Below are 24,153 nucleotides of genomic sequence, written 5' to 3' on the forward strand. Positions count from 1 at the left end.
ATATCTTTTGTAAGTTATGAAAATTTATTTAGTAGGCGGTGCAGTCCGTGACAAATTACTTGGTTTCCATCCCAAAGATAATGACTGGGTTGTTGTGGGAGCAACTCGAGAGGAAATGTTAGAATTGGGCTATAAGCCAGTGCATAAGAATCAAGGAGTAAGTGATTTTCCTGTATTTTTGCATCCTGAGACCAAAGAAGAATACGCCCTTGCTCGCCGTGAAAAGCGAAACGGTTATGGGCATGGTGGTTTTGAATTCGATACTTCTTCTTCGATTACTTTAGTAGATGATTTAAAGCGGCGAGACTTGACAATTAATGCTATGGCTTTCCTACTCGAAGAAGAAAAAATGGGTGAGTTAATTGATCCTTACAACGGAAAGGTTGATTTGGAAAAGCATATACTACGGCATATATCATCTGCATTTGTTGAAGATCCTCTTCGACTAATACGTACTGCGCGTTTTGCTGCTTGTTTGGGTTTTGAAGTAGCTTCAGAAACAATGGAACTCATGACGCAAATGGTTATTGAAGGTAAAGTCAGTGAACTAAGCAAGGAGCGAATTTGGAAGGAAATGGAGCGTGCATTTATGGGGCCTCATCCAGAAAAATTTTTCGATGTGTTAAAAAAATGCAATGCAGATCGTATTTTATTTCCTTATATAAAAATACCTGGTTCTGGTATCAAGGCCATGCAACGAGCCACAGATCATAAAAATTCAGCTCATGTCCGCTTCGCTGCTTTGATGCTTGATCTCACTCCAGAAGAAATAATTAAATTTTGTAAACAATTTAACGTACCAAACCAATACCGTGACTTGGCATTATTAACTACTAAAAATTTGCCACAGTTCCAACGCATCGCTGAACTTGATGCACCAGAATTATTAAATTTATTGACAGATATGGGCGCTTTTCAAAACAAGGAACGCTTCAACGAATGCTTACATGTTTTTGAACGTTATACTGGATCGACTTACATTGAAAAAATACGTCATGCTTTTCAGGCAATTCAATCCATTAACACTAAAGAACTTTCTTCGAAATATATAGGCCATGAGATTACGAGAAGAATTAAAATATTGCGTATTGAAGCAATTCAACACTGCATGGATTCTAAGTTTGAAGAACACAAGTTTGATATTTGCAGTTTGAATTAAATAAAAAGCTACTTATAATTTACGATTTACTCTTTTTATGATTTATACACCCAGATAAAAACAATTCGCTTGAATGAGCCTATTGGGTGTTAAAATGAGTTAGGAGTAAATTCGGACAGTTCATAAATATTCAGTTCCTTTTCTATATCTGCAACTTGGGAAACAATACCCTCAAAACCGCTTTTTCCAAAAAGTTTATGTTCTTCAGCCTCAAATTGTTCTCCCATTTCTTTATATTCATTCTCTGAAACAAGATGCCTAAGCGCTGGGAATAGAACTGTATCTTCTCTTGCTGCATGTGGTTCATACATATTAATGAATTGAAATAGAATATGAATCAATTTCTTATTATGCGATTTAAATTGTTTTGGTTTAGATAGTTCCAAAACAGAATCCGTTAATTTTCGTCCCACCTGATGTTGTATTTTGAGAGTGCTAACCAGAGTAATTAATTGGCCTTGTTTTTCAAAACGAGGAAATATAAAATTTTCCTCGAGTTTTTCATGATAATTTTCAATAAAACCTCGAATTATAGTAGCTGATTTATTAATGATGGCAGGGTTTAATTCCTGCTGTTCATTGATCCGATGAATCACTTCTCGATAGATTAGAATAATGCGTCGTAAAACACCATGCTCTCTCATTAAATCTTCATCTGGAGAAACCTCTTCCTCTTTTTCTTTCATGGCAGCAATTTTTTCTCCAGCAGCAAATATTGGTTTTGTGAGCACAGGACTGCTTATTAAAACCCCACCAAGAATTAAACTTGCTTTTTTAAGAAAATCTCGTCGACTTAAGAATTCTGATGACATAATGTTTCCTCCCTGAAAGAAATTAAAATACCTTATTTTTGTAGGTATAAGATATTAAGTAAAACAATTATTTTAAAAATAAATTGTTTTTGATGATTTTCAAAATTGAGTTGGCGATAATTAAATTAAAAAATTTTAGGATGAGTGGATGCCAATAGCGGTTCTTATTCTTTTCATGGTTTTAGTTGCTATTGCTTTGCGACATCTCATTAAAATGGTTGTCCCCATATGGGGTCTCATGGCGATAGGTGCTCTAGCATCTATTTTATTTCAACAAATATCTCCATTACATGCACTTACCGCTATTGAACCTGATGTGATGTTTTATTTGTTTGGAATGTTTTTGATTTGCCAAGCAGCAGAAGAAAGTGGCTATTTGGAACTTATAACGGATCGCATCTTTTTTTATGCGGTCACAGGAAAACACGCTTTATTAATTATTGTTTTTGTTCTTGGTTTCAGCGCTGCTTTATTGATGAATGATACTATTGCCATTGTGGGTACACCTATTATTTTACAATTATGCAAATCGCAAAAAAATTTAGCGAAACCCTTACTCTTTGCTTTAGCATTTGCAATTACTATTGGTAGTGTTATAAGTCCGATAGGCAATCCACAAAACTTACTTATTGCTGTAAAAGGGGGATTGTCATCTCCATTTCTGGATTTTATTAAGCCATTGATTATTCCGACTGTAATTAATCTCATTATGACTTATTTCTTTATTTATTTTATTTTTAAGCATACGTTAAACAAACCCATCGAAAAGCCAATCCCTGGGCCGATTAATCATTATCCAATGGTAATGCTTGTGAAAATCAGTTTAGTGCTTATGTTGTTTTTAGTGCTCACTAAAATAATCACCGATGTCATGCAAACATCTTTGCGCATCAATTTTAGTTATATTGCTCTAATCGCTGCGTTACCGATTCTATTAAGCAAACAACGATGGATTTTGTTAAAACAGTTGGATTGGGGAACACTACTTTTTTTTGCAAGTACATTCATATTAATACAAAGTGTGTGGGATAGTGGTTTTTTTCAAGCAACTATAAATCATTTTCACTTAACTGTGACACAAATTCCAGTAATTTTAGTTATCAGTATTGTTCTCAGTCAATTTATCTCTAATGTGCCTTTAGTTGCCTTATATTTGCCCTTATTAATAAGTCATCATGCAGCTGATTCTCAGTATCTGGCGTTAGCAGCAGGAAGTACCATTGCAGGCAATTTATCGATACTAGGCGCTGCAAGTAACGTCATCATTATCCAAAACATCGAGAAACGAGGAATGAAGGGGTTTGGATTTCTTGAGTTTATAAAAATTGGTATCCCACTCACTGCAATGAATCTGTTAATTTATACTTATTTTCTTTGAAGAGATATAAAAAGGCTCTAGGTTTCATGAGTTTTTTCTCAGATATTTTTAAACGAGAGCTAGTGATGCTGGCGGTACGACGAGGGATACAGTATTATTTTCCTGGAAGAAATGAGCCCAACATTATAAGATGTAGCAATAACGAGTGGCTTAATTCTTTGGACAAAAATGATTTCAATGTTTGCAATACCTAATTGTGATACTGTAAAAAAAGCACGACTTTTCCTAGAGGAAAATAAAATTGATTATGAGTTTATCGATTTCAAAAAATGCCCACCCACAAAAGAACAAATAAAAACATGGAGTGATTATTCTGGTGAGCTTCCTATCAATAAAAAAGGAATGACTTACCGAAAATATAAAGATCATTATGAAGCATTAAGTCTTCCTGAAAAAATAGACTTTATTATCGCAAATTCCTCACTTATAAAACGACCTGTTTTGATGCAAAATGACAAAACAGTGGCAGTAGGTTTTAATGAAGAACACTATAAAGAGCTCTTAATGAAGTTCTGAACATGCATTGAATGTTTGATGCATGTGGAATATTGGCCACGAATTGTGCTAGTGGCCTTCTCTATTAGCTGGCTACTCTATGAAGCAGCAAAATAATATGTTTTGTTTATAATTTATGTTGTTGCAACCAATATTCAAGTAAACCAACTTGCCACAATTTAGATATACCTGAAGGAGTAAAGTTTTTTGTGGACCGAGTAAATAGGTTTTGAATTGCTTGTGAATTAAAAATGCCTCTTTGCTTTATCTTGTCAGGAGAGAGTACATCACGCATGAGCTCCAAAGTGCTTCCTTCTAAATATTTCAGCGCTGGAACAGGAAAATATCCTTTAGGGCGATCTACAATTTGTTTGGGAAGCATTTTCTTTCCGAGCTGTTTCAAAATGTATTTGCCTCCTTGAGGCAATTTAAATTGAATGGGCATAGAAACTGCGAGCCCCAGCATTTTTTCATCCAAAAAAGGGACTCTTGCCTCAAGGCTTGCTGCCATGGTCATATTATCAACTCGACTTAAGGGCCCATTTGCTAATGCAAAGGTACTTTCATATTTAAGTAAATTATCAATTGGGTTTTTAGAGTTATTTTTTTCACAAAGCTTAATTAAAAAATCAGATGCATGAAATGTCGTTTGAAAGTCAAGAGTTACAAGTTGTTGATATTCTTTAAAAGAGCGATCAGCTACTTTGTTAAAAATAATTTGTGCTGATTGCGAGGGTAATGTCGGTTTTAAATGTATATTTTGAAACCAATGATATCCTGCAAAAATTTCGTCAGCTCCTTGGCCCGAAAGGACTACTTTGACATGTTTGGCAACCTCATGAGAAAGAAGATAAAAACCAATATTGTCATGACTTAGCATAGGCTCTGACATTGCAGCAATACAACTTCCTAAGGAATATGCTAACTGCTTGTTTGAGATAAACATTTGCTGATGTTGGGTATTAAACTTTGAAGCAACGAGGTTTGAATATAAAAATTCGTCTCCTTGTTCTTCTTTTGAGCTATCAAACCCAATAGAAAATGTTTGAATTTTTTTATGCCCAAGTTTGGCAGCCATGGCAACGAGCAATGAAGAGTCCAATCCTCCTGAAAGTAAAATTCCAACTGGGACATCTGCCGCTAATTGGCGGTGAGTTGCTGATTTTAACGCTTCATAAGTTTCTTTTACCCAGTAGCTTTCATTATGATAATGATCGGCTTTTGTATTATCAAAGGTTAACTCCCAGTAACGCTTTTCTTCAATTTGACCATCAGCATGGATAGTCATTATAGAGCCAGGAGGAAGTTTTTTTACACCGGATAAAATGGTCAATGGTTCTGGAACGGCATGAAACATGAGGTAATAATGAAGCGCAATTTCATCGATCGAGGTATCGATATCACCAAATTCAATTAAGGCCGGTAAAGTAGAGGCGAATTTGAATCCATGATTTACATCTGAGCTGTAATAAAGAGGTTTAATACCTAGTCGATCCCGTGCAAGTATCAATTTCCCTGTATCTTGTTCCCAGATTGCAAAAGCAAACATCCCACAAAGGCGATGAACGCATTCTTTTCCCCAAGCATGATAGGCCTTAAGAAGTACTTCCGTATCACTATTTGAATCAAATGAGTATCCTTTAGATTTTAGGACTTCGCGTAGTGCTACAAAATTATAGATTGCTCCATTAAATACGAGCGCCAAGCCTAAGTCAGAATTGACCATGGGTTGCATGCCCCGATTAGAGAGATCAAATATTTTCAGTCTTCTATGCCCAAGGGCCATATTTTTCGTAAGGTATATTTGACCATCATCAGGTCCTCGGTTAAGCTGCTTCAGCAACGCCTTTTCTAGATTAAAAAGAGGAATGTTTTTTTTATTGAATTGGAATTCCCCAGCAATACCACACATAGTCCCTCCCTTTTTATAATTTTGCAGTTAATGTGTTCGATTTATCTACCAAGGTAACATCAGTTTTTAATGGTTTAAAAAATAATAGGCGGGGTTGACCACCAAACTTAGTAAATTCTTCTGGCTCCATCTGTTTTAGTGTCTTTTGTAAAATTCTTTTTGATCCTTCATTTGCAGGGTGAGTTGTAGCAGCAATTTCTTTAATGTTTTTTTCTAAAGTATCATTGGCACTCTCAGAGATAATGTGTTTAATAAACTTTTTTCCTAAAATTGCAATTTCAGTCCCATAACCTTTTCCCCAAAATGCTTGATCAATGATATAAGCAATTTCAGCGACATTTTGATGACCTATACCTATGTTGGCAAAATCGTTTAATGAGTGTTTTATATGGAGATAGCCGATAAATTCTTGGGTACTGGAAGTGTAAATTGAAAACACAGAGAATTTATTACCTGAATTCCAACATTGAGTTTTATCTTGTATAAATTCTTTTACAGTAGAAGATTGCCAAATTTGTCCCTCACCAAACAGATTTATATTTTCAGGTTTTTTTAAAAGTTGAGTATATTTATCGATTAAAAAACACTCTTCATCTTGATTAAGGGAGCGAGCTTCTAATCTGTCTGAGGCAATTGTATATTGATTTAATTTGTTTTTAATGAGTACACTCCCCAACTTTTTTGAGGTATAGGTTATTTGTTTCATCGATGTTTTCCTCGACTTATTATTGAATAGTGAGCATCTCACTAGGGACTTGTAATAATAGATTCGCGTTTGTAGAGAGGTTTTTGCAGTAAGAATTCGCTGATGTTGTGCCTCACAATGTCCTTAATACAATGATTATGGGAAAATACATTGCGTTGGCGTTCGGAACTCGTACCAGAATTCATAATTACATTAAGATTAGAGAAATAAGTTTGATAACCTAATTTTTTGATGTGTGGATTTAACTTTTCAATCCATTCATTGAGATCCTCGCGCATTAACTTAGTTTTGCCTTCCGTATTCATTAATAATTCAGCATCTAAACCATACCGAATGGCTCTCCATTTGTTTTCACGAGAAAGCCAATAAGGGGGATAGGCTACCGATTCAAGCCAACTTCCATTATCAGCAAACCAATGGGCAAGAGTATGAACCAAGGCAACTAAAGCAAGTGTTTCTGCTAGGGTTGCTGTGCCATCACAAACACGAATTTCTAGTGTTCCAAAACCTGGGCTTGGTCTTAAATCCCACCATAAATCTTTGAGGGAGTTAATTGAACCACATAACTTTAATGTTTTATAAAGATTTTCAAAGTCTTGCCAAGTTTTGACTTGATAGGGTTGTCCTGCTGTTGGTAGTGCTTCATAAGTGGTCGGTCTATAAGAGGAAAGCCCTGTATCTATTCCTTGCCAAAAGGGGGAGCTTGAAGAAAGCGCTAATAAATGGGGTAAAAAATACATGAAAAAATTGTTAAAACGAATACAGTCTTCACCGCTAGACATACCTAGATGAATATGTAATCCATAGACACTCATACGTCGTGTAAGCCATTGATTACGATCAATGAGTTCTTGATAACGAGCTGTTGGAGAAACAATCCAATCAGAATATTTAGAAAATGGATGAGAGCCTGTTGTTGCAAATAAAATTCCTAAGTCTTTTGTTGCATGTTGTAATGAAGCAAGTGTTTTATGAAGATCCTCTTCTACTTCCTGAACAGTAATGCACTTATCTGTGTTCACTTCTATGGTACTCAAATAAAACTCAGGTTTAATTTTTTCGAGGTGTGCGGTCGCATTCAGCACCTCTGTGGCTCTTGAGCAGAGATTGTAATCTTCAGAATTGATGAGTTGGAGCTCAATTTCTACTCCTAATGTTAAAACGCCATTACTTTTAAAATAAATTTCTCCTATCTCAGAGGAGCAATCCAATTGCGCAGCATTCTTAGTTAAATTTAAAAGGGTGTTACGTTGATTATCCATTTGATAATCCTCCTTTGTTAATCATTTCGGAGAGTGCTAGTAATTGGTGTATTGAAATTTATTTCCAATACTGTTTTGAGGATATTGCAATAGCTATATTGGCTAGTTAGATACTATAAATAACACTCTATATAATTTCCATTCAAATTATTTGTATAGAAATTATTTTTCATGGTAACGGTTAAATTGCTTCTTTTCAACCGTTACTTTCGCGAAAATAGCAATTATGAGGTAAGAATAGGAACGATTTTAGCCAAAGAAAGCAGTAGGAAAGCGGCAATATTAGGTACAGCAAAACAATTAAAATTTGTTAGAGTGTTTGTCTATCAATATTAGGGTAATGCCGCCAATTCTTGTTCTTTTAGATTATTGACTACCCAATTATTTAAAAATAAGAATGCTTCTCGTGGACTTTCTAAACCAAAAGAATTGCTCATTTTTATGCCTTCTCCTAAGCTTGCATTGTGAATAGAGAATATGCTTTGGTTTAAATAATTTTCAGCTTTGATACAAGCATTCACCGATGCGCTAATTGCTGATTTTGCACGACTTAAATTGCCAGTTTGGTGGGCCCATACCGCATAATGAAAAAAAGCTTCTGCGAGCATCATGTAAGCATAACTGCCATATTGGGGTAAGTTGGTCTTACAAAGATAGATTACCTCGATTAAAATTTTCTCAGTTTTTTCTTGAGAAATCCTTTCTAATTTTTGATATAAAAATTGAATATAACGTTGGTGTGCATGAATTGACGCAAATTTCATTGCTTGGTTTAACCAATAAAGTTCCAGGCTAGAAAATGCTTTTTCTTTTGTTGCTAATGCCTGTTGAGAAAGATGAAAATAATAGGTACCACGCAATAGCGTGAAATGATTGACTACTTCCTCATCATGAGCAAAAAAAGCGTTAGCGCAAGGTTTATCTTTAGTAATGATTAATCCCAATGCGGAATAAAGTTGTTTCCAAAGTGCACTGTACTCATTTTTCTCACAAAGAGTGACAAAATGAACAGAAAATTTGGCGATTTTGACAATAAAAGAAAGTGATGTAAGTGTAATTTGAGAGAAAAATTCTTGTTCATCGAAATTTTTACTGCCCAGAGAAGAAATAAATACTTGTTCAGCAAGATTAGGCTGAGGTTGTAGATCAGGTAGCATTATCTCAACGGAACATCGCACTGTGTAAGCTCTCAAAGAGTTAGTTAAATGTACACCTTGATTTGTCAATATATTACATTGTACTTAATATTTAAAGAGGGAAAATTGAGATAAAAAGAGTATTTGTATTATTTAATAGGGAGAAAAAGATTAGTTTTGATGAACATAATCGATTTAGGTGGCACAAGCTGACTCAAAAAAAGCGGCGTAAAAGCCGCTTTTTAATACTTTATTCACATAAGGAAGTTTATATGAAATGTGAGAAAGACTTAACAATAGGAAAATGATTTATCATTGCGATGATCTTCTAGGAAGGGGTTCATGATAATGTCAGTTATCCTGAGCATGTCCTTACCCATAATATCTCTTGCATTATGATTGATTACATATTTTGCTATTCTTTCTGACTCTATATCATCAAGAAATGGTTTTTTATTTTGAACAATTAACGAAATAAGCGGAGCAAATGAAGCAGAGGTTTGATAAAACTCGACATCCGGTAACCCTTTCTTCAGTTGGTCTTGATAATAACCTATAATAACCTGTAGATGCTCTTTTAATCTTACGACATCTCCAAACAAAGATTTATAAGGTTTATCATTACTCACAGCAGCAGTTAATCGGGCTAAAATATCATTCAAATCATTGATATACGCTTGATTATCAATAAGACTTTGACGACACTTGACCATAGTGGTGAGATTTCAAAGTACTGTTATCCTTATCTACCAATTGATTAAAATTGTAAACTATGGACGAAATATCATTAAGAGCTGTTGTTTCTCTTAATATGTTATACGCTTCTAGGCTTGGTAATGGTAATTTTTTAGATTTTTCATCTGAGTTAAAAAACGAATCTTTAGGCGAATTGGAATAATGTTTCATTATTTCCCCTTGTGTGTTAATAAACTATCAAAAAGGGCAAAATTATACCATCTCAATATTAAGAGAAGCTTAATAAAGCATAAGTTTTATGCAAAAAATTGCTAAATTAGATTAGAGTTAGAAACAACGTGCAGTGCTACTCCGGTAAACGCCTTACTGAAATTTTCAAAACTGTCATAATACTCTTCGAATGAAGGATACATTTTGACTTCACCATTTTCAGGATCAATGACTTGAAACTGCTCTTGCCATACTCTTGCAAATAAAACATGAAGTCCCTGGCTACTCGAAGAGCGAGAGATAAGAAAGGTAAATCCTCCTTTAAAAAACTCGTTGTTTATTGAATAAGGATCTTCTATTTTTAGTACACTATATTGATTTATCTTGTTTTTATTCTGATGAAATAACGTATATTGATTTATAATATGCTGCGATAGTTCAGGGCGGCTGTTTTTAATTCTATTGCTTAAATCCAATAAATCATCAGTTTTTTCTACGAAATCGAGGCCGATCATTTTTATTTTATATTGGCTCAGATAGAGAATTACTTTTTCAATATCGGCTTGTTCGCCAGGTTCTAGCCAAATTTGCTTATAAATTTGGAGTTCTTGGGTGCGCGTGGGTTCATTAATTAGTTTAAGTTCTTTCAGAACCATTAAAATACTACAGGCAAAACATGAACTTGGAAATGTTTGTATCAGGGGGATAAACTCAACATTGGAGAGACTAAATAATGATTTTTCAATACTATTTAATAGATTCGATAATTCACTATCTTCTAAAACATAATCAGCTAACTCATTCGATGAAACAATCAACTCTTCAAAACCAGAGACTAAGTGTCTACACAGAACTTTGTTTTCAACCAAAATATATTTTTTAATTTCTTGAGCAATATTTTTTGTCTTATAAAAACAGAGATTGATAGCCATTTTTTTCTGTTCTAGCTCAAGACATAGTTCGTTAAGACAACTTATAATTTCTCGTTGAAGAGAGGGAGGAATATTTTTATCAAAAGTGATAACAATATTTTGTTCCCAATCATCCTTATCTAATGGATGAAGAGGCGATTTCACTTTTTTCAGAAAAGCCTGTAAAGAAAATAAAGTCGCTCGGCAGTTTGATTGATTAAGATAAATTTTCATTGTTTTGATCTATTCAGGCATCGAAATAAAAAACAGTAAAAAATACTTAAAAGTATTTTTTGGTTGATTATAGAACAAAAACAACTTTAAATAATAGATGTTTTAAACATCAAACAATCAGTGAGATCATGAAATCAAATCATCAATTAAAAATTGTTCTAGCTAGCGCCTCTCCAAGACGTTTACAAATATTACAAGAATATGGATTGACTGCAGTGGTTATGCCTGCTGATATTGAAGAAATTCGACAAGAAAACGAAGAGGGTAAAAACTATGTAACCCGCCTTGCTCAGGAAAAAGCACGGACGGTTTTGTCTCGAATTGCAATAGAGAATACGGATCTCATTGTGGCTGCGGATACTACGGTGGTTTATCAGGAGCATATTTTAGAAAAACCTCGCGATCATAAAGATGCATCAAGAATGTTGCATATGTTAAGTGGCAATTCTCATGAAGTTTATACGGGTTATGCTCTAATTTTTCTACCCGAACAACAATGGTGTATTAATTATGTGACAACCAACATCACTTTTCATACCTTAACAGAACAGCAAATACAAAATTACATCGATTCAGGAGATCCTTTTGATAAGGCTGGGGGATATGGTATTCAACAAGTGCATAATACCTTTGTTAAAGAAATAAAAGGATCCTATTACAACGTAATGGGATTACCTATCGAGGAGATTTTGGAAAAAATATCTCTTAGCGATTTCGAGTCATTTTAAATCGAAGACAAAATGGAGCATGATTTGCTTTTTAAATAATTGTGCAAAGAACTACATGCCTTGACTTGTTTGATGCTAAGCATGTGCTTTAGTCTATAATTATTTATTTTTTAATTGCCATATAGTTAATTGTGCTATGGAGTGCTGGAACTTACGCTCAGTTTCACGGATTACGAAGGGAATGTCCTCTGTTGCAAGCAAATTAAATCGAGGTTTTAGTAAAGATTTTAGACCCTCTATGGTCTTTTGAAATTCGCCATTAACTCTAATCCCACCAAGCCAGTTGGATTTATCAGTATATTCTTTTAGCCAGGTATAGGAAGACGTTAAAGCCAGAAGTCCTTTAGGTTTAAGACGATCACTGATTGATGTTAAGAAAAGGGCTGGATCGCCAAGTTTATCTATTAAATTACCGCAAAATACGAAATGATACCCTTTAAAAATTGGCTTTAAGTTACAAGGATCTCCTTGAATAAAATGAACCTTATCCATTAAATCGTGATAATCCAGATCAGACAATTTCAATTCTTTATAATCCACTAAATCACCTTCAGAAGTTATTGCATATCGAATAATTCCTGCTTCTTTTAAATGTACTCCTTGTTGGATAAAGCGAGTTGAAAAATCAATTGCATCAACATGCTCAAAATACTTAGCCAATTCAAAGCTAAAACGACCCACCGAACAACCAAGATCCAATGCTTTTAAATGAGCCCCTTTAATAAAAAACTCTTTACATCGATTAATACATGCGACTGGGAAATTAGGAACCCCGAAATATTCATTTCCATAATGAAACTCTAATGACTGAGAAATTGACGGATCAGCTTCATAGCCATTCATTTTTTCTGTTGGTAATAAAGGAGTTTCACTTTGTACGTAACGAAAACCTGCATGTTGAAAGAAATGGCGTCTAAACGCGTAACGTGATTTTTTTGTAGCCAGATTTCCTGTTGAAATCCAGGAGCCTCCCTTAATTAAATTGTGTTGTCCATCAAAAGTTGGTGTGGAAAAATCATCATACAGTTTATGCACTGTAAAGCCTGGAAATGCATCTATTGGCGTTTCAGTCCATTGCCATACATTGCCTATAACATCATAGAAAGGTCCATTTTTAAATTTATTTATTGGGCAGGATGACGCATAGTATTCAAGATGGATATTTCCTGGGGCTTTTTGCCAATCAGTGACATCATCCTCAATTTTATTACGTAGAACCATCCACTCCTCTTCTGTTGGGAGACGAATATATTTTTTTTCAGTAAATGATTTCCAATTACAAAAAGCTTTGGCCTCATGATAATTTACTTCAACAGGCCAGTTAAGTGGCAAAGATATTTCTTCAAGTAAATTTCTTTGCCAAAATTGTCCATTTTCAAAGCGCCAAAAACGGGGCATTTTTGCTTTGGTATACATTAACCATTGTTTTCCTTCATGGGTCCACCAGCCAAAGTTTTCATAGCCTCCAGCTTCAATAAAGAGTAAAAACTCTTGGTTAGAGACTAAAAATTTTGAGGCATGAAAATCATTAACCCCAACTTCATGGTGACCATATTCGTTATCCCATCCAAATAGAGTATGTTCATGCCCACGACCTAATAAGAGATGCTCACCAGTTACAGCAATTAATTCATTTACTGGGGCATTTCCCACTTCCTTGCAAGATGGCCAGTTTTGGGATTTATGTAAATAGATTAATGGGACCATTCTTAAAATGACAGAGGATGTTTCAAGATGTATTCGTTCGTGTTCAATACCCATTAAAATGAGCCAAACTATAGAATCTTGGTTTATTGGCGTTCCGATAGGTATTGCATCAATCAATTGTTCAATTAACATGTTTACTTGCTTACGATAATCAGTAACTTCTTTAACTGTCGGCCAATCGTAATGGGCGGTATTCAAATCATCCCAGGACATTTCATCAACGCCAACAGCAAACATTGATTCAAATTGTTCATTAATTCTTTTGTCAATGTATTGTCCAAGAATAAGTTTGTTGATAAAAAAAGTCGCCGTATGGCCATAATAGAATATCAACGGATGTCTTAACGGCTCAGCACGCAGGTAATAGGCTTTCTCGTTGGCAATACAAGCAAATAGGCTTTCATAAATTTCAAAGGTTTTTTTAAAGTACTTTTTCAACTCATCTCGTTTTTGCGCGGTCAATATACTATCAAGCAAGAGAGTTTTTAATGTATTGATTGTATCTGCTTCCATTCTCTAATACCTATTTTTTAATCAATAATAATCTTAATTTGCATGCATATTTCGCGCCAAAATGGATAGGGGTAGATTAGATTAATATTTGTGTGCACATGATAATTTTTATCAATTGTTCTATTATAGATATTTGATAAATAAATTAAATTAATCTATTCTTATAAACTCTTGTCCTAATAAAATAGGCATCAATATGGATGCTCATGAACTATCTATTGGGTTGGAATTAGAAGCCAATGTGATTGATATAAATACAGGAAAGGCGAGTCTAGAGTTTAACAACAGAGCATTTCAAAAAATTTCAGCCTATTTTCTTTCCCAGGGCTATCCTGCGATTCAGACGGAGTTTGATGCGGCTACAATTGAACTGGCTACCTTGCCTTATCAGAATGTGGATTTGGCGTTTCAGAGCCTTTCTACAAGTTTGAATGCGGCCAATCAATTTTTATCGCAACAAGGATATTTATTACTTTTGTTAGGTTTGCATCCGGGAAGAGGTCGTGATGAGCTAGTCATGACTGATAGTCCATATTGTTTGGCTTCGTTACCTCTCATGGCTGAACAAGGCGGCCCATTATTTTATTGCAGTTACCAAATAAATCTCGGAGTTGGTTTTAACGACATCGATTATTTGATTCCATTGTGTCATTGGCTGCAAGTGTATATGTGGCCTTGTTCTGTAATTACACAATCATCACCTGTTTTTGCCAATAGAAACACTAATTATAAATCATTTAGAGTTCGTCTTAATGATTCGCTAAGTGGGAGTCGTACTGGTCCATTGCCTTTGGACATTTGTAATTTAAGTGAATTGAAGCACTATTGTAATCATTTACCCGATAAAGCAGATACATTACGTCAATATAATGTCTGGTATGATATTCTGCCAAAGCCAATTGACTCAACAAATCCATCAGCAGGTTATCGCATTGAGATCAGAGTTGCTGATACTACAGCACTTTCAAAGCTCTATGTATTTACGCAGGCAATGCTCCTCACCTTTATGAGTATTTTACATAAGCTAAGAACAAAAGAGTTATTACTGCTACCAGAAAATAGGTGGTTCATTCTTAATCGTGATAGTGTATTAAAAAAAGGCAATGAGGCGAGAATAACGCATAATGGAGAAGAGTTCTTTTCTATAAAGGATTACCTTAATACCATTTGGCGTCCAATAGTTACAGACTATGCTGGATATTTAAATATCGATATGGATAACCTTATTGCTGAACTAATTCAAGAATCTCGCGCCGAGAGCATCTTGAAACAATTTCAAGCAATACCCCCCGATCAAATTGCCCTTAATTATGCTTATTATGATTTCAATCCAAGTTAGAGAGAAGCTACTGATCACGCCACAAAAGTGCTGTTATCTCCCCTTGATCCTGAAATACCTCTAACAAGTTATCCAATGAGTTAATTGGGACATTATTAACAACTAAGTTGAATACCAACTTATGATTATTTTTACTATGGATATACCCGCCTAAGGCTTGCCCTTTAAGGATCATTCCAGATTCTGTGCCCAGTACATAAGATCCTGGTTTTGCATAAACATGACCCGCAGCGCCCGAGAGTGTTGGGTTCGTCTTGAAATTCTTAACAAAATCTAATGAACCATCGACTGCAAGAATGGGTAATGCATTAAAAAAGGCATCGAAAGACGTTTTTTCTTGTGACATTATTTCTAGCCATTGGGTAATGACTTTATTTGTTGCTGTCGTATTACCTCCCCCACTGCCATCAACGAAATGATACTCTGAGGAAGTAATAGCGTATTTGTCTTTGAGCAGTTTTTTCTCCATAGCTAAACTGTCTGTCATAGTACGCTCTCCATTGGTGAGGCCCAAAAGCATAAGACTCGTATCAGCGCCTATATTGTAACTTACTTTGAGAATAAATTTTGCATGTTCTTGGTATGGAAGTGATTGAAGAGATGCAACCTGATTATCCGCATTATAAAAATGGTTAAGTTTGAGTAGATGTATAGGATTATCTTTTACTTTTGTGATCTTGGATACATCGACTCCTGCTTGTTGCAGCGCCTCAATGAATACAGTTCTTGCGAAATTAGCTGGTTTTGTGATTCTATAAGTTTGAATCAGGGGAAAGCTATTGGTCAAAGGAGGAGAAAAATTGCTTGGTAGATCTCCTTTGATTAAGCCAAGACAATTGGGTTTTCCTATGCACTCAGGCAGGATAGGTTTTAGTTCCAGAGTATATTTTTTATTGGGTTGTACCGTGAAAAGTTCATTGACTACACTAAAAGCGTCTGATTTGGGACGCCAGTCTACAACCGCTTTTTCATCGACTTTGGCAGGATTAATAATGACGTCTACTACATCATCATTAACAAATATAGGGGATACATAAAATTGATTTCTGAAATAGAACGCATCAAAGAGCCTATCATCAATAATAATGTCACCGTCTATTGCATGGATACCTGATTTTTTGATTTGTTTTGCTAAATCTTGATATCCTACCAAAGGATTTGTTTTTGTAAGTACTGCATTACCCAACGAGTCCGCTTCATTATGATCAAATGGAGTAAAAGCGATTTTACCGTTGGGAAGGGTACGGCCACCCATAGTCAAATCACCAGAAGCGACCAGTATCAGATTACCCTTAAGGGCTCCATCGTGAATTACACCATCATTATGTACCGTAGTGACAGAATGATGCTGGGGACCTACTTTATTTAATAATTCACCTACACTAAATATTTTACGAACTGAACCTATAAAAAAATGGATGTCTGAATTTAAATTTAACAATTCTTTCCCAGTTTCAAGATTAAGAACACGTAACCCCCATGTTGCATTTTTATACATAGGCTTACTCATGATTGCTTCTATATCTGCAGGAATAGCCGTTTCTGATGCCGCGGTGGTATCAGAACCTTGGGGTATCGTTGTTGTACGACTTAAAACGGGCATGGATAAGATCATGAACAGCAGAGAAAGCGATACAGTGGTCAAGAGGTTCTTAAGCATGGGCCTTGTCCTTTTTGCCATAAATTGGGAGCAATATGTACTGAGGTACTTTGTTAGGTCGACCACTAAAATCTTCTATGATATGGATGATTTTTTCAAGTGTCTTTGGGTTAACTCAACAATATTGACAATATTTTTTAGGTAACGTGAAGTTGCATTCTTTAGGAAGAGTTGAGATGGGTCATAATAAAATCTAATAAGAGTCGAGTTCGCTTGGGTAAGGCTTGCTGATGAGGATAGATTGCATACAAATGATAAAAACCAAAGTCATATTGTGTAAGAACTGGCTGTAGTTGGTGTTGCTGCAGTGCTATCCTGGCATTAAAATCAGTAAATTTACCTATCCCATATCCGTTAATACAAGCAATAAGAGCGCTGTCGATATCGTTGCAATTAAATTGGGGTTCAAATGTAATACTTCCGTGTTTGTTATGATACTTATAATTCCATTTTTCTTGATTGGAATAGGTTAAGTTCATGCAACTGATTATTCTATGATTTAATAACTCATCTACTAATTCAGGTTCCCCATGTTTGAGGAGGTATTTGGCACTGGCATATAAACAAATTTTTTCTTTAGTTATTAGCCTCATTTGCAAGCTACTGTCTTTTAATAGGGTTTCATCATCCATATAACCTGCACCACGAATTACTAAATCCAGGTGTTCTTTGACGAGGTCCAGCTTTTGATTATTCAGTACTAAGTCAATTTTTATATCTTTAAAATCATTTAAAAATTGGCTTAAAAGAGGTGTTAAATAATGTCTCCCAAAATAAAAGGGGGCACTGATTCTTATTAAACCCTTTGGTTTTTTTGCTGATGATTGGATTAAAGTAAGTGCTGTGTCTAATTCCTGTTGGATTCGGTAAGAATGTTGCCAAAACAATTTTCCTTCAGATGTTAAGTGCAACTGTCTTGTGGTTCGTTTGAGAAGTGTGACACCAAGTTTAGATTCTAGGTGTGCAATGCGACGACTTACTAAACCAGCCGATAGCCCTAAATGCCTCGCGGCATGGCTAAATCCACCTTGTTGCACTACAGCCACAAATAGTGCTGTATCGTCTAACATTCCCATCGATTATATGCAAATAGTAAAATATGTTGTTCATTGTAAGTCATTGTTTACTTTTAGGAAACAACTTACCCTCGGTAAGTCTCTAGTTCAGCGAGATTTTTATTGAAATTTCTTTTATTTTAACCAGTTATCGAGAGCGATCATGTATAGCAAGTATTTCATTAATCTGCCTTTGATTGATATTTCAAAAACGAAAAACCAACAGTCAAGACTCAAAGAATATTGTAAAATGGATAAGGCATGTAAAACCTATGGCGCTTTTTTTCTTAGTGGATTTGAATCAATAGTTCCATTTGACTTACAAGGTCTTTTTTCTGAAACGGAGCATTTTTTTAACTTAGATGTGTCAATAAAGAAACGCTATATTGCCTCTGCTGATAATCGTTATTTAGGCTATAGAGGAATAGGTAGTGAGTTTAGCGAATTGGCTCATCGCCAACATGAGCCCTGTGAACAATATAAAGTGGGTTATTTAAATGATTTAAAGAATAAAACATCGACACTTGGGGTAGAGGCTATTCAGGCGCATAGCTCAATCTTTAAAAAATATTTGCAGGCTGGTTTCTATTCGTTGGAGTATATTGGCGCATATGTTTTATCAATAATCGCCAGGAATTTAAATTTAGGAGAACATTATTTTGCTGATTATTGCAATCATCCCAATCATCAATTAGGGCTTAATTGTTATCCTCATTCGTCAAATCCCGGTGATGCGGATCAGTATGGGATGAGTGCCCACAAAGATTTATGCTTAATGACTATTATTGCTCAAGATAAACCTGGATTAATGCTAAAAGATGTCTGCGGTGAATGGAAAATTGTTCCCTATATTCCCAATACATTATTTATTATGTTTGGCGAGTTTCTTGAAATTTGGACTGATGGTTATTACCCAGCTCCGCTTCACCAAGTTTTAAAATCAACTACAGAGAGAAGGCTATCTGTTGTTTATAAATTACGCCCAAATTATGACGCTATAATCCCTGTGATTAAAGGAATTAATCCTCATTTCAACACGAATTTAAGAACCGCCATTCATACAGGAAAAGCATATGACGATAAATTAAAAAATATTATGTATATTAACTAAAAAGAGGATAAAGAATTTGCAACCTAAAATTTTCTTAGTAAAAGAATCCCGCCATAATGAAAAACGAGTGGCATTGATCCCTAGCGATGTTGCTCGATTAATCAATTTGGGAATTATGGTGTTTGTTGAAGATTCTGCAGGTGTATGGGCAGGTTATAGTAATACGGATTACATATTGGCAGGAGCTAACATTCGTCACATTAATTATGATCAGGTTGATAGTTATCGCCAAGCATTGAGTGATATCGATATTATTGTGCGTGTGAAACGGCCTGATCGAACGCGAGAGAGAATAGAAAATAGTGTCATAAAGCCGTACACCAAAATGGTAGGTTTATTGGATATTCTTGAAAGAGATTCTGAACATATTGCAGAATATCAACGGGCTAAAATTGAATATTATTCATTGGATCAGTTTCTTTTTCCGGCTAATACCCCAATGGACTCTTTGAAGGACATGAGCCGAATAGCAGGTAGATTAGCCTTGAATCATGCGATGGAAATCTTTAATGCGTCTGTCCAACACGTTGCAATTATTGGTAGTGGTGAAGCAGGCACTGCCGCATCTCAAGAATGTGTTAAGCGCAACATACCACATACCATGATAACGAGCGATGTATCCAAATCTAAGTTTTTTAGTTTACAAGGCATACATAATGTTGTTGTTGAACGTCATTTATCATTAAAGATGAGACAAGATAAAATTTACCAGGTAATTAAGGATGCGGATATTGTTATAACTGCAGCATCAACCGCATGGATTGCTGCACCCATGTTAATTCCAGAGTCAACCCTACTAAAACTAAAAAATGGCACAATCATTGTTGATTTAGCTGTATCTGATGGTGGTAACGTGTTTGGCAGCAGACATGATGCGACAGTAACGCTAAAAAATAATGTAAAAATTATTAATGTAAGTGGTTACCCCAAAGAGTTACCAATTGAATCCAGTCGATCCTGGAGCATTGCGAGTTCTTATTTTCTGCACCTATTATTAACATCGCAAGATACATTAATAAAACTAAAATATTGCTAGTAGCTGTTGACAACTCAAATTTCTGCGTCTCAAGACTTGGTTGTTGCATATTTTAGAGGGTATCTTACCGTGGTAGACAATAAATACCCACAGCGCAAGTCTCGGCTTGTCTTTGTTTGTTAATGAGATGTCTGCGCACGGAGTAAACGGTTAAAAGAGGGGCATCTTCTGGTACCTAATCCCAACATGCCGCCTCGATGTAGGATCAATGAGTTCCATATACGTTACCTAGTAAAATTATTTTTATGGTTTAATGCATCGCTCATTAGCTCTCAAATCATCGGATAATTGGGGATGTTCTTTCATTACAAAATCAAATACTTTTTTTAGATTACTGTTTCGTTCATTTAGAGCATCTAAATGTTTTATGAGTGTATCAGCAGTTGCGTTCCCGAGAATAACTTTTCTAAGTGCATTAGCGGCGTCAAGTTTTTGTGTTTTGGTAAAGGGAGTAATGATTGCAGAATATAAAAATTTGAACTGAGAAAATTTTGACGTATAAGTGTCTAATTTTTCTCTATTAGAAATATAGCCATCAATTTTTTCTAAAGTCTTACAAAGTGGCAATATTTTTTCTATTTGTTTGAGTTGTATCGATTTGCTGAGTAATTGTTGTCTTGCTTCAACGCCCTTAGATGTACTGGCATCAATATAAAAGCCTCCATCCTTGTCAATCGTAACACTTACGAAAGGACTTATTTTTTTATCAGAGTTAGCTGTTTTACCACAATTTATGGGGTGTAGCCTATCAACTTCCTCTAATCTTTGGTTAATATGATAGATTGCTTGCGCGATTTCCTCTGATGTTGCATTGTCTTTAAAGTAAATAGTGATAGCGGCCCCTGTTGTTGCTCTTAATTTGGACTCTTCATCAATTGAAACGCTAAGGTTACCAATATTAGGATTGACCGCTTTAATAGCTCCTACAATACCGATATTTAATTGATTAATAATATTAGCAACTAAAAGACCGTTTTCGGCACCTTGCTTTAATGGGATATGAAGTTTTAAGTCGTTACTATTCTCTCCATTGTATTTCAAATATACAAAAAATTGATTATTATCTAAAAATATATTTTGCTCTCGTAAGACATCCAGGTGACTGTTATGATCTATTTCATAGCTAAATTTGTATCTATCTTCCCTAAAGCTATGATATAGGTTGTGACTTGTAGAAACAGCTTTTTTTTGTTGTTCCGCTAGGTCCATTATTGACTGATGTATTTCTTCAGTATATGGCATGATCAACTCCTTCTGCTCTCTCGTAATAATTAGCAATAACTGTGTAATTTCTATAATACAAACTGGATATTTAGAGAACATGAAATACACAATCAAAATCAGATTAGTAGTTATTCCTATTTAGAATATGGGGTGTGATAAAACCAGTTAAAATACCCATTCCTCTGGTGTCATTTCATCTCCAATTTAAACCGGGGACTGTTATTTAATCTTTACATGAGCTAGAGAAGGGGTATTTCACCAAGCACCCGCGATTAATATGAGTAGTTAAGGTCATCAACAAGACAAGTTGAATTCAGGAACTCTTGTAAATAGGAGGGGAGATAGTCCATGTTATCCATCATAATCTTTTTCTTATAAGGACTTACTTTAAAAGCTGATTCCAAATAATGTATGATTATCATTTGCTCGTCTTTGCCGCTGACAGAAAGGATTTGGCGAATAAAATTGGGTTTTAGCCATTTTCCGCTTTCACCCCAAAATAAGTTTTGTTTCTCATAAGTATTAGAAAAGAGTAATTCATCTAAAATATATTGCCTCGCTAGAGGAGTTAATTTAAATAAAATATTATCGACATGGGGATGTGCCAATGTTTTCATTAGGAAATCAATGCGTTTATTTTCTGGGATTTGGAAGTACGGGCTAGGTCTACCGCTATGTAATAGAATGGAGGGGATTGCATCTTGGTAGCAGGGAGTGGTGAATAAAAATGTAAATATCTGGTGTAACACATCAGGGCTCTTTTCCAGCATTATAAATTTCATTAAAGAATCGATTTCATTAGATGAAAAATTAGATACATAACAAATGAGATTATCCATGATCGACTGAAGTAAGTTCACTTTCTCTTTTGAAGTACATTGACTTTCCGCGATCAATTCCAACAAAATAGGAATGTTGTTCATATCCAGCATAGGCTTTTTAACGCGCTCCATTTCATTTTTTTTGAATTCTATTAACGCATTTTTTTCTATGTAGGAGTCAAATTTCCACTCAATAGAGCTTGTGTGACTCATTGCTTCAGCACATAACATATTAACGAGTAATGAGTGAGGCAAGGGTATTTTGATTTCTGGATGTATGCGTTTTAATTTAGAAAACAAGTGAATAATACTTTCTGTTTTTGCATCGATAATTTGGTCTATCTGTTCTATGAAGTACTTTATCATGCTATTTTTTTCATTGGTGTCTGCCTCTTCCAGATAAAAATTAAAATGATCGAAAAGAGACATACTTCCTATGATTGCTTTGTTACATGCACCTTGCTCACTAACATAATAGTTAAAATTTTGAGGCATATTATCAATAAACGTTTTAAAAAGTTCATAGGGTGACATGGTCAGCATGGAACGAATGTAACCCGTAATGTTGAAGGATAAATTTTTCTCTTTAAGAAGATAATTGCGAAAATCTTGGGTTTCTTTTTTCAGTGTTTCCTGATGTTTGTTGTAAAAATCAGCAAGTTTTTTCGATGATATAAATTTATCGTTGACGAGTTCAAACCAGCGATGAAGCGTTGTAAACGCGTTTTTTTGCGCCACTTCTTTCAAGGCTTCATAAAAATTCGTTTTCCATGACATGGCCTGATAAAACGGAGTTTTTGCAAAAGATAAGGCTTCTGAAATACTTTGATCGCCAGTCAATAGATTAATAGGCTCTGAGACTTCCAGAAATGCTTCTATGGACTGTTGTTGTAAAGGGAATGGGTTAAACACTCGAATAATTTTGTCGGATTTATTTTGTTGGTTTTCAAATTCTTCTTTGCTTATTTCTGAATGTGTTCCTTCATCTGGATGATAAATCAGGTATAGTGGAGAACCGGATGCTGGAGGATAATAGGCAATGAGTACTTGATTAAGACCTTGTAAGTTCTTGATAAAGTCACTCTCGCTTAATGCACTCATTGTACTTTCTTGACTGCAATTGCTGGCATCCTTCATCTGCAATGGTATAACGATATCAATCTCTCTCTGATCGGGATTATTATGTGCCGCAAATGTGATAAAACGTGCGGGAGTTGCGCCCGTATAAGAGTTAGCTATTTTATTAAAATAACCAAAATACAGTCCTTGGCCCTGTTTTAAGTCTTTAGGTAATTTTGAGGAGTCTTCAGGGTGAATGAGATCAAATAAATTTTTGTAAGAAAGGTCGCGTTCATTAAGATAAATCCCAAGATTTTTTTCGCCAACGCCTGTAGAAAGGAAAATTGATCCAACAACAGTACTAAAAAAAGTACTTCTGTTTTGGTGCTGATAGTCTAAATCGATATCGTATTCACCAAGGGCAAGAACACGTTTCTTTGCTTTTCCAATGAGCGCCGCTGTAGAGTAATCAAAAAAATGAGGAGTAGGATAGAGAATGATGAGGTCCGCATCAGCAATCTCAGGAATTAAAGTAGATTCATTAAATTCATCGAGCAATTGATAAGGCATATTGCTTTTAAACAACTTTTTAACAGGCTCTACATATTTAGATTTAACATTGACGACCACCTTGATGTCAACTGGCTCACTTTGCTTGGAAAATTCACTGATAATACAGTGCTGTAATTTGGCTGCAGAACTTGGATCACCTAAGGTACCTTGGGGAGCATGGGTGATAATAACAATTTTCTTCATGCTTTTCTCCGAAAAAAAGCTTAGGGTTGCCAAATACTTTGAAGCAACAGGGTAATTCCAAGTGGATGAACTATTTTTTATAGGAGTGATTTTAAAGATGCAACATTAAGGTTTTATTAAGGGTAGAGATTATGTGTAGTTGTTTGCAGGGCGATTTCATCAAAGTTTAAAAACCTATCACTTTTCTCAAATATTTAGTAGAAAGGGCAGCTTTCAATCGTTTTAAAGCAATG

The 24,153-nt window shown here is 35.1% G+C and carries 19 protein-coding genes; 7 read left to right on the top strand and 12 right to left on the bottom strand.

Going from position 1 to position 24,153, the window contains the following annotated elements; translation table 11 throughout:
* Window positions 1–16 precede the first annotated feature (16 nt).
* Window positions 17–1,159, top strand: coding sequence for a tRNA nucleotidyltransferase/poly(A) polymerase-related protein (locus Lsan_RS05000; protein WP_058513417.1), 1,143 nt, complete (start codon window positions 17–19; stop codon window positions 1,157–1,159).
* Between the two features lie 89 nt (window positions 1,160–1,248).
* On the opposite strand, the gene Lsan_RS05005 is transcribed toward Lsan_RS05000, so the two are convergent.
* Window positions 1,249–1,971: a hemerythrin domain-containing protein gene (locus Lsan_RS05005; RefSeq protein ID WP_058513418.1), complete on the bottom strand. Its 723-nt coding sequence runs from the start codon at window positions 1,969–1,971 to the stop codon at window positions 1,249–1,251.
* Between the two features lie 148 nt (window positions 1,972–2,119).
* Here Lsan_RS05005 and Lsan_RS05010 point away from each other — a divergent pair, with 148 nt between their 5' ends.
* Both Lsan_RS05010 and Lsan_RS05015 read left to right on the top strand, forming a co-directional pair.
* Window positions 2,120–3,349, top strand: a complete 1,230-nt coding sequence (locus tag Lsan_RS05010; RefSeq protein WP_058513419.1) for an anion transporter — start codon at window positions 2,120–2,122, stop codon at window positions 3,347–3,349.
* A gap of 168 nt (window positions 3,350–3,517) precedes the next feature.
* Window positions 3,518–3,865: an arsenate reductase family protein gene (locus Lsan_RS05015; protein WP_058513420.1), complete on the top strand. Its 348-nt coding sequence runs from the start codon at window positions 3,518–3,520 to the stop codon at window positions 3,863–3,865.
* Window positions 3,866–3,971: 106 nt separating this feature from the next.
* Here Lsan_RS05015 and Lsan_RS05020 read toward each other — a convergent pair whose 3' ends face one another.
* The 6 genes from Lsan_RS05020 to Lsan_RS05045 all read right to left on the bottom strand — a co-directional run bounded on the left by Lsan_RS05020 (window position 3,972) and on the right by Lsan_RS05045 (window position 10,911).
* Complete coding sequence (locus Lsan_RS05020) at window positions 3,972–5,756, bottom strand: N-acetylglutaminylglutamine amidotransferase (RefSeq protein ID WP_058513421.1); 1,785 nt, start codon at window positions 5,754–5,756, stop codon at window positions 3,972–3,974.
* Window positions 5,757–5,769: 13 nt separating this feature from the next.
* Window positions 5,770–6,462, bottom strand: coding sequence for a GNAT family N-acetyltransferase (locus Lsan_RS05025; RefSeq protein WP_058513422.1), 693 nt, complete (start codon window positions 6,460–6,462; stop codon window positions 5,770–5,772).
* Window positions 6,463–6,503: 41 nt separating this feature from the next.
* The gene (locus tag Lsan_RS05030) at window positions 6,504–7,724 is read right to left on the bottom strand and encodes a carboxylate-amine ligase (protein ID WP_058513423.1); all 1,221 of its coding nucleotides are present in this window, start codon (window positions 7,722–7,724) and stop codon (window positions 6,504–6,506) included.
* Window positions 7,725–8,056: 332 nt separating this feature from the next.
* Window positions 8,057–8,902, bottom strand: coding sequence for a DUF5630 domain-containing protein (locus Lsan_RS05035; protein WP_058513424.1), 846 nt, complete (start codon window positions 8,900–8,902; stop codon window positions 8,057–8,059).
* Between the two features lie 248 nt (window positions 8,903–9,150).
* Complete coding sequence (locus tag Lsan_RS05040) at window positions 9,151–9,573, bottom strand: hypothetical protein (protein WP_237762039.1); 423 nt, start codon at window positions 9,571–9,573, stop codon at window positions 9,151–9,153.
* Between the two features lie 294 nt (window positions 9,574–9,867).
* Window positions 9,868–10,911 (bottom strand): hypothetical protein, encoded by a 1,044-nt coding sequence (locus tag Lsan_RS05045; protein WP_058513425.1) that lies wholly within the window; start codon window positions 10,909–10,911, stop codon window positions 9,868–9,870.
* 128 nt (window positions 10,912–11,039) lie between these two features.
* Here Lsan_RS05045 and Lsan_RS05050 point away from each other — a divergent pair, with 128 nt between their 5' ends.
* Entirely contained in the window at window positions 11,040–11,639 is a 600-nt protein-coding gene (locus tag Lsan_RS05050) for a nucleoside triphosphate pyrophosphatase (RefSeq protein WP_058513426.1), read from the top strand.
* Between the two features lie 99 nt (window positions 11,640–11,738).
* Here Lsan_RS05050 and ovoA read toward each other — a convergent pair whose 3' ends face one another.
* Window positions 11,739–13,859, bottom strand: coding sequence for a 5-histidylcysteine sulfoxide synthase (ovoA, locus tag Lsan_RS05055; protein ID WP_058513427.1), 2,121 nt, complete (start codon window positions 13,857–13,859; stop codon window positions 11,739–11,741).
* A 196-nt stretch (window positions 13,860–14,055) separates the two neighbouring features.
* Here ovoA and Lsan_RS05060 point away from each other — a divergent pair, with 196 nt between their 5' ends.
* Complete coding sequence (locus Lsan_RS05060; RefSeq protein WP_058513428.1) at window positions 14,056–15,198, top strand: glutamate-cysteine ligase family protein; 1,143 nt, start codon at window positions 14,056–14,058, stop codon at window positions 15,196–15,198.
* A 7-nt stretch (window positions 15,199–15,205) separates the two neighbouring features.
* Here the strand turns inward: Lsan_RS05060 and Lsan_RS05065 are convergent, their stop codons facing one another.
* Both Lsan_RS05065 and Lsan_RS05070 read right to left on the bottom strand, forming a co-directional pair.
* The gene (locus Lsan_RS05065) at window positions 15,206–16,858 is read right to left on the bottom strand and encodes a D-alanyl-D-alanine carboxypeptidase (RefSeq protein ID WP_058513429.1); all 1,653 of its coding nucleotides are present in this window, start codon (window positions 16,856–16,858) and stop codon (window positions 15,206–15,208) included.
* Window positions 16,859–17,019: 161 nt separating this feature from the next.
* Entirely contained in the window at window positions 17,020–17,934 is a 915-nt protein-coding gene (locus Lsan_RS05070) for a LysR family transcriptional regulator (protein ID WP_058513430.1), read from the bottom strand.
* 142 nt (window positions 17,935–18,076) lie between these two features.
* Here Lsan_RS05070 and Lsan_RS05075 point away from each other — a divergent pair, with 142 nt between their 5' ends.
* Together Lsan_RS05075 and Lsan_RS05080 are read left to right on the top strand one after the other, a co-directional pair.
* Window positions 18,077–19,024: a 2OG-Fe(II) oxygenase family protein gene (locus Lsan_RS05075; RefSeq protein ID WP_058513431.1), complete on the top strand. Its 948-nt coding sequence runs from the start codon at window positions 18,077–18,079 to the stop codon at window positions 19,022–19,024.
* Window positions 19,025–19,040: 16 nt separating this feature from the next.
* Window positions 19,041–20,060 carry a Rossmann-fold NAD(P)-binding domain-containing protein gene (locus Lsan_RS05080; RefSeq protein WP_058513432.1) on the top strand — a complete coding sequence of 340 codons (1,020 nt, stop codon included), beginning with the start codon at window positions 19,041–19,043 and terminating at the stop codon, window positions 20,058–20,060.
* Between the two features lie 243 nt (window positions 20,061–20,303).
* On the opposite strand, the gene Lsan_RS05085 is transcribed toward Lsan_RS05080, so the two are convergent.
* Window positions 20,304–21,383: a hypothetical protein gene (locus tag Lsan_RS05085; protein WP_133134294.1), complete on the bottom strand. Its 1,080-nt coding sequence runs from the start codon at window positions 21,381–21,383 to the stop codon at window positions 20,304–20,306.
* 173 nt (window positions 21,384–21,556) lie between these two features.
* Window positions 21,557–23,920 carry a hypothetical protein gene (locus tag Lsan_RS22585; RefSeq protein ID WP_065236277.1) on the bottom strand — a complete coding sequence of 788 codons (2,364 nt, stop codon included), beginning with the start codon at window positions 23,918–23,920 and terminating at the stop codon, window positions 21,557–21,559.
* Window positions 23,921–24,153: the final 233 nt, after the last annotated feature.

It is taken from the genome of Legionella santicrucis, assembly GCF_001468135.1.
Classification (GTDB): Bacteria; Pseudomonadota; Gammaproteobacteria; order Legionellales; family Legionellaceae; genus Legionella; species Legionella santicrucis.

What these genes read in the sequence shown, in the direction of transcription:
- Lsan_RS05060 (WP_058513428.1), top strand. Translation starts at nt 14,056, where the DNA reads ATGGATGCTCATGAACTATCTATTGGGTTGGAATTAGAAGCCAATGTG.
- Lsan_RS05015 (WP_058513420.1), top strand. Translation starts at nt 3,518, where the DNA reads ATGATTTCAATGTTTGCAATACCTAATTGTGATACTGTAAAAAAAGCA.
- Lsan_RS05040 (WP_237762039.1), bottom strand. Translation starts at nt 9,573, where the DNA reads ATGGTCAAGTGTCGTCAAAGTCTTATTGATAATCAAGCGTATATCAAT.
- Lsan_RS05050 (WP_058513426.1), top strand. Translation starts at nt 11,040, where the DNA reads ATGAAATCAAATCATCAATTAAAAATTGTTCTAGCTAGCGCCTCTCCA.
- Lsan_RS05075 (WP_058513431.1), top strand. Translation starts at nt 18,077, where the DNA reads ATGTATAGCAAGTATTTCATTAATCTGCCTTTGATTGATATTTCAAAA.
- Lsan_RS05030 (WP_058513423.1), bottom strand. Translation starts at nt 7,724, where the DNA reads ATGGATAATCAACGTAACACCCTTTTAAATTTAACTAAGAATGCTGCG.
- Lsan_RS22585 (WP_065236277.1), bottom strand. Translation starts at nt 23,920, where the DNA reads ATGAAGAAAATTGTTATTATCACCCATGCTCCCCAAGGTACCTTAGGT.
- Lsan_RS05070 (WP_058513430.1), bottom strand. Translation starts at nt 17,934, where the DNA reads ATGGGAATGTTAGACGATACAGCACTATTTGTGGCTGTAGTGCAACAA.
- Lsan_RS05005 (WP_058513418.1), bottom strand. Translation starts at nt 1,971, where the DNA reads ATGTCATCAGAATTCTTAAGTCGACGAGATTTTCTTAAAAAAGCAAGT.
- Lsan_RS05020 (WP_058513421.1), bottom strand. Translation starts at nt 5,756, where the DNA reads ATGTGTGGTATTGCTGGGGAATTCCAATTCAATAAAAAAAACATTCCT.
- Lsan_RS05045 (WP_058513425.1), bottom strand. Translation starts at nt 10,911, where the DNA reads ATGAAAATTTATCTTAATCAATCAAACTGCCGAGCGACTTTATTTTCT.
- Lsan_RS05065 (WP_058513429.1), bottom strand. Translation starts at nt 16,858, where the DNA reads ATGCTTAAGAACCTCTTGACCACTGTATCGCTTTCTCTGCTGTTCATG.
- ovoA (WP_058513427.1), bottom strand. Translation starts at nt 13,859, where the DNA reads ATGGAAGCAGATACAATCAATACATTAAAAACTCTCTTGCTTGATAGT.
- Lsan_RS05010 (WP_058513419.1), top strand. Translation starts at nt 2,120, where the DNA reads ATGCCAATAGCGGTTCTTATTCTTTTCATGGTTTTAGTTGCTATTGCT.
- Lsan_RS05085 (WP_133134294.1), bottom strand. Translation starts at nt 21,383, where the DNA reads ATGTTCTCTAAATATCCAGTTTGTATTATAGAAATTACACAGTTATTG.
- Lsan_RS05000 (WP_058513417.1), top strand. Translation starts at nt 17, where the DNA reads ATGAAAATTTATTTAGTAGGCGGTGCAGTCCGTGACAAATTACTTGGT.
- Lsan_RS05025 (WP_058513422.1), bottom strand. Translation starts at nt 6,462, where the DNA reads ATGAAACAAATAACCTATACCTCAAAAAAGTTGGGGAGTGTACTCATT.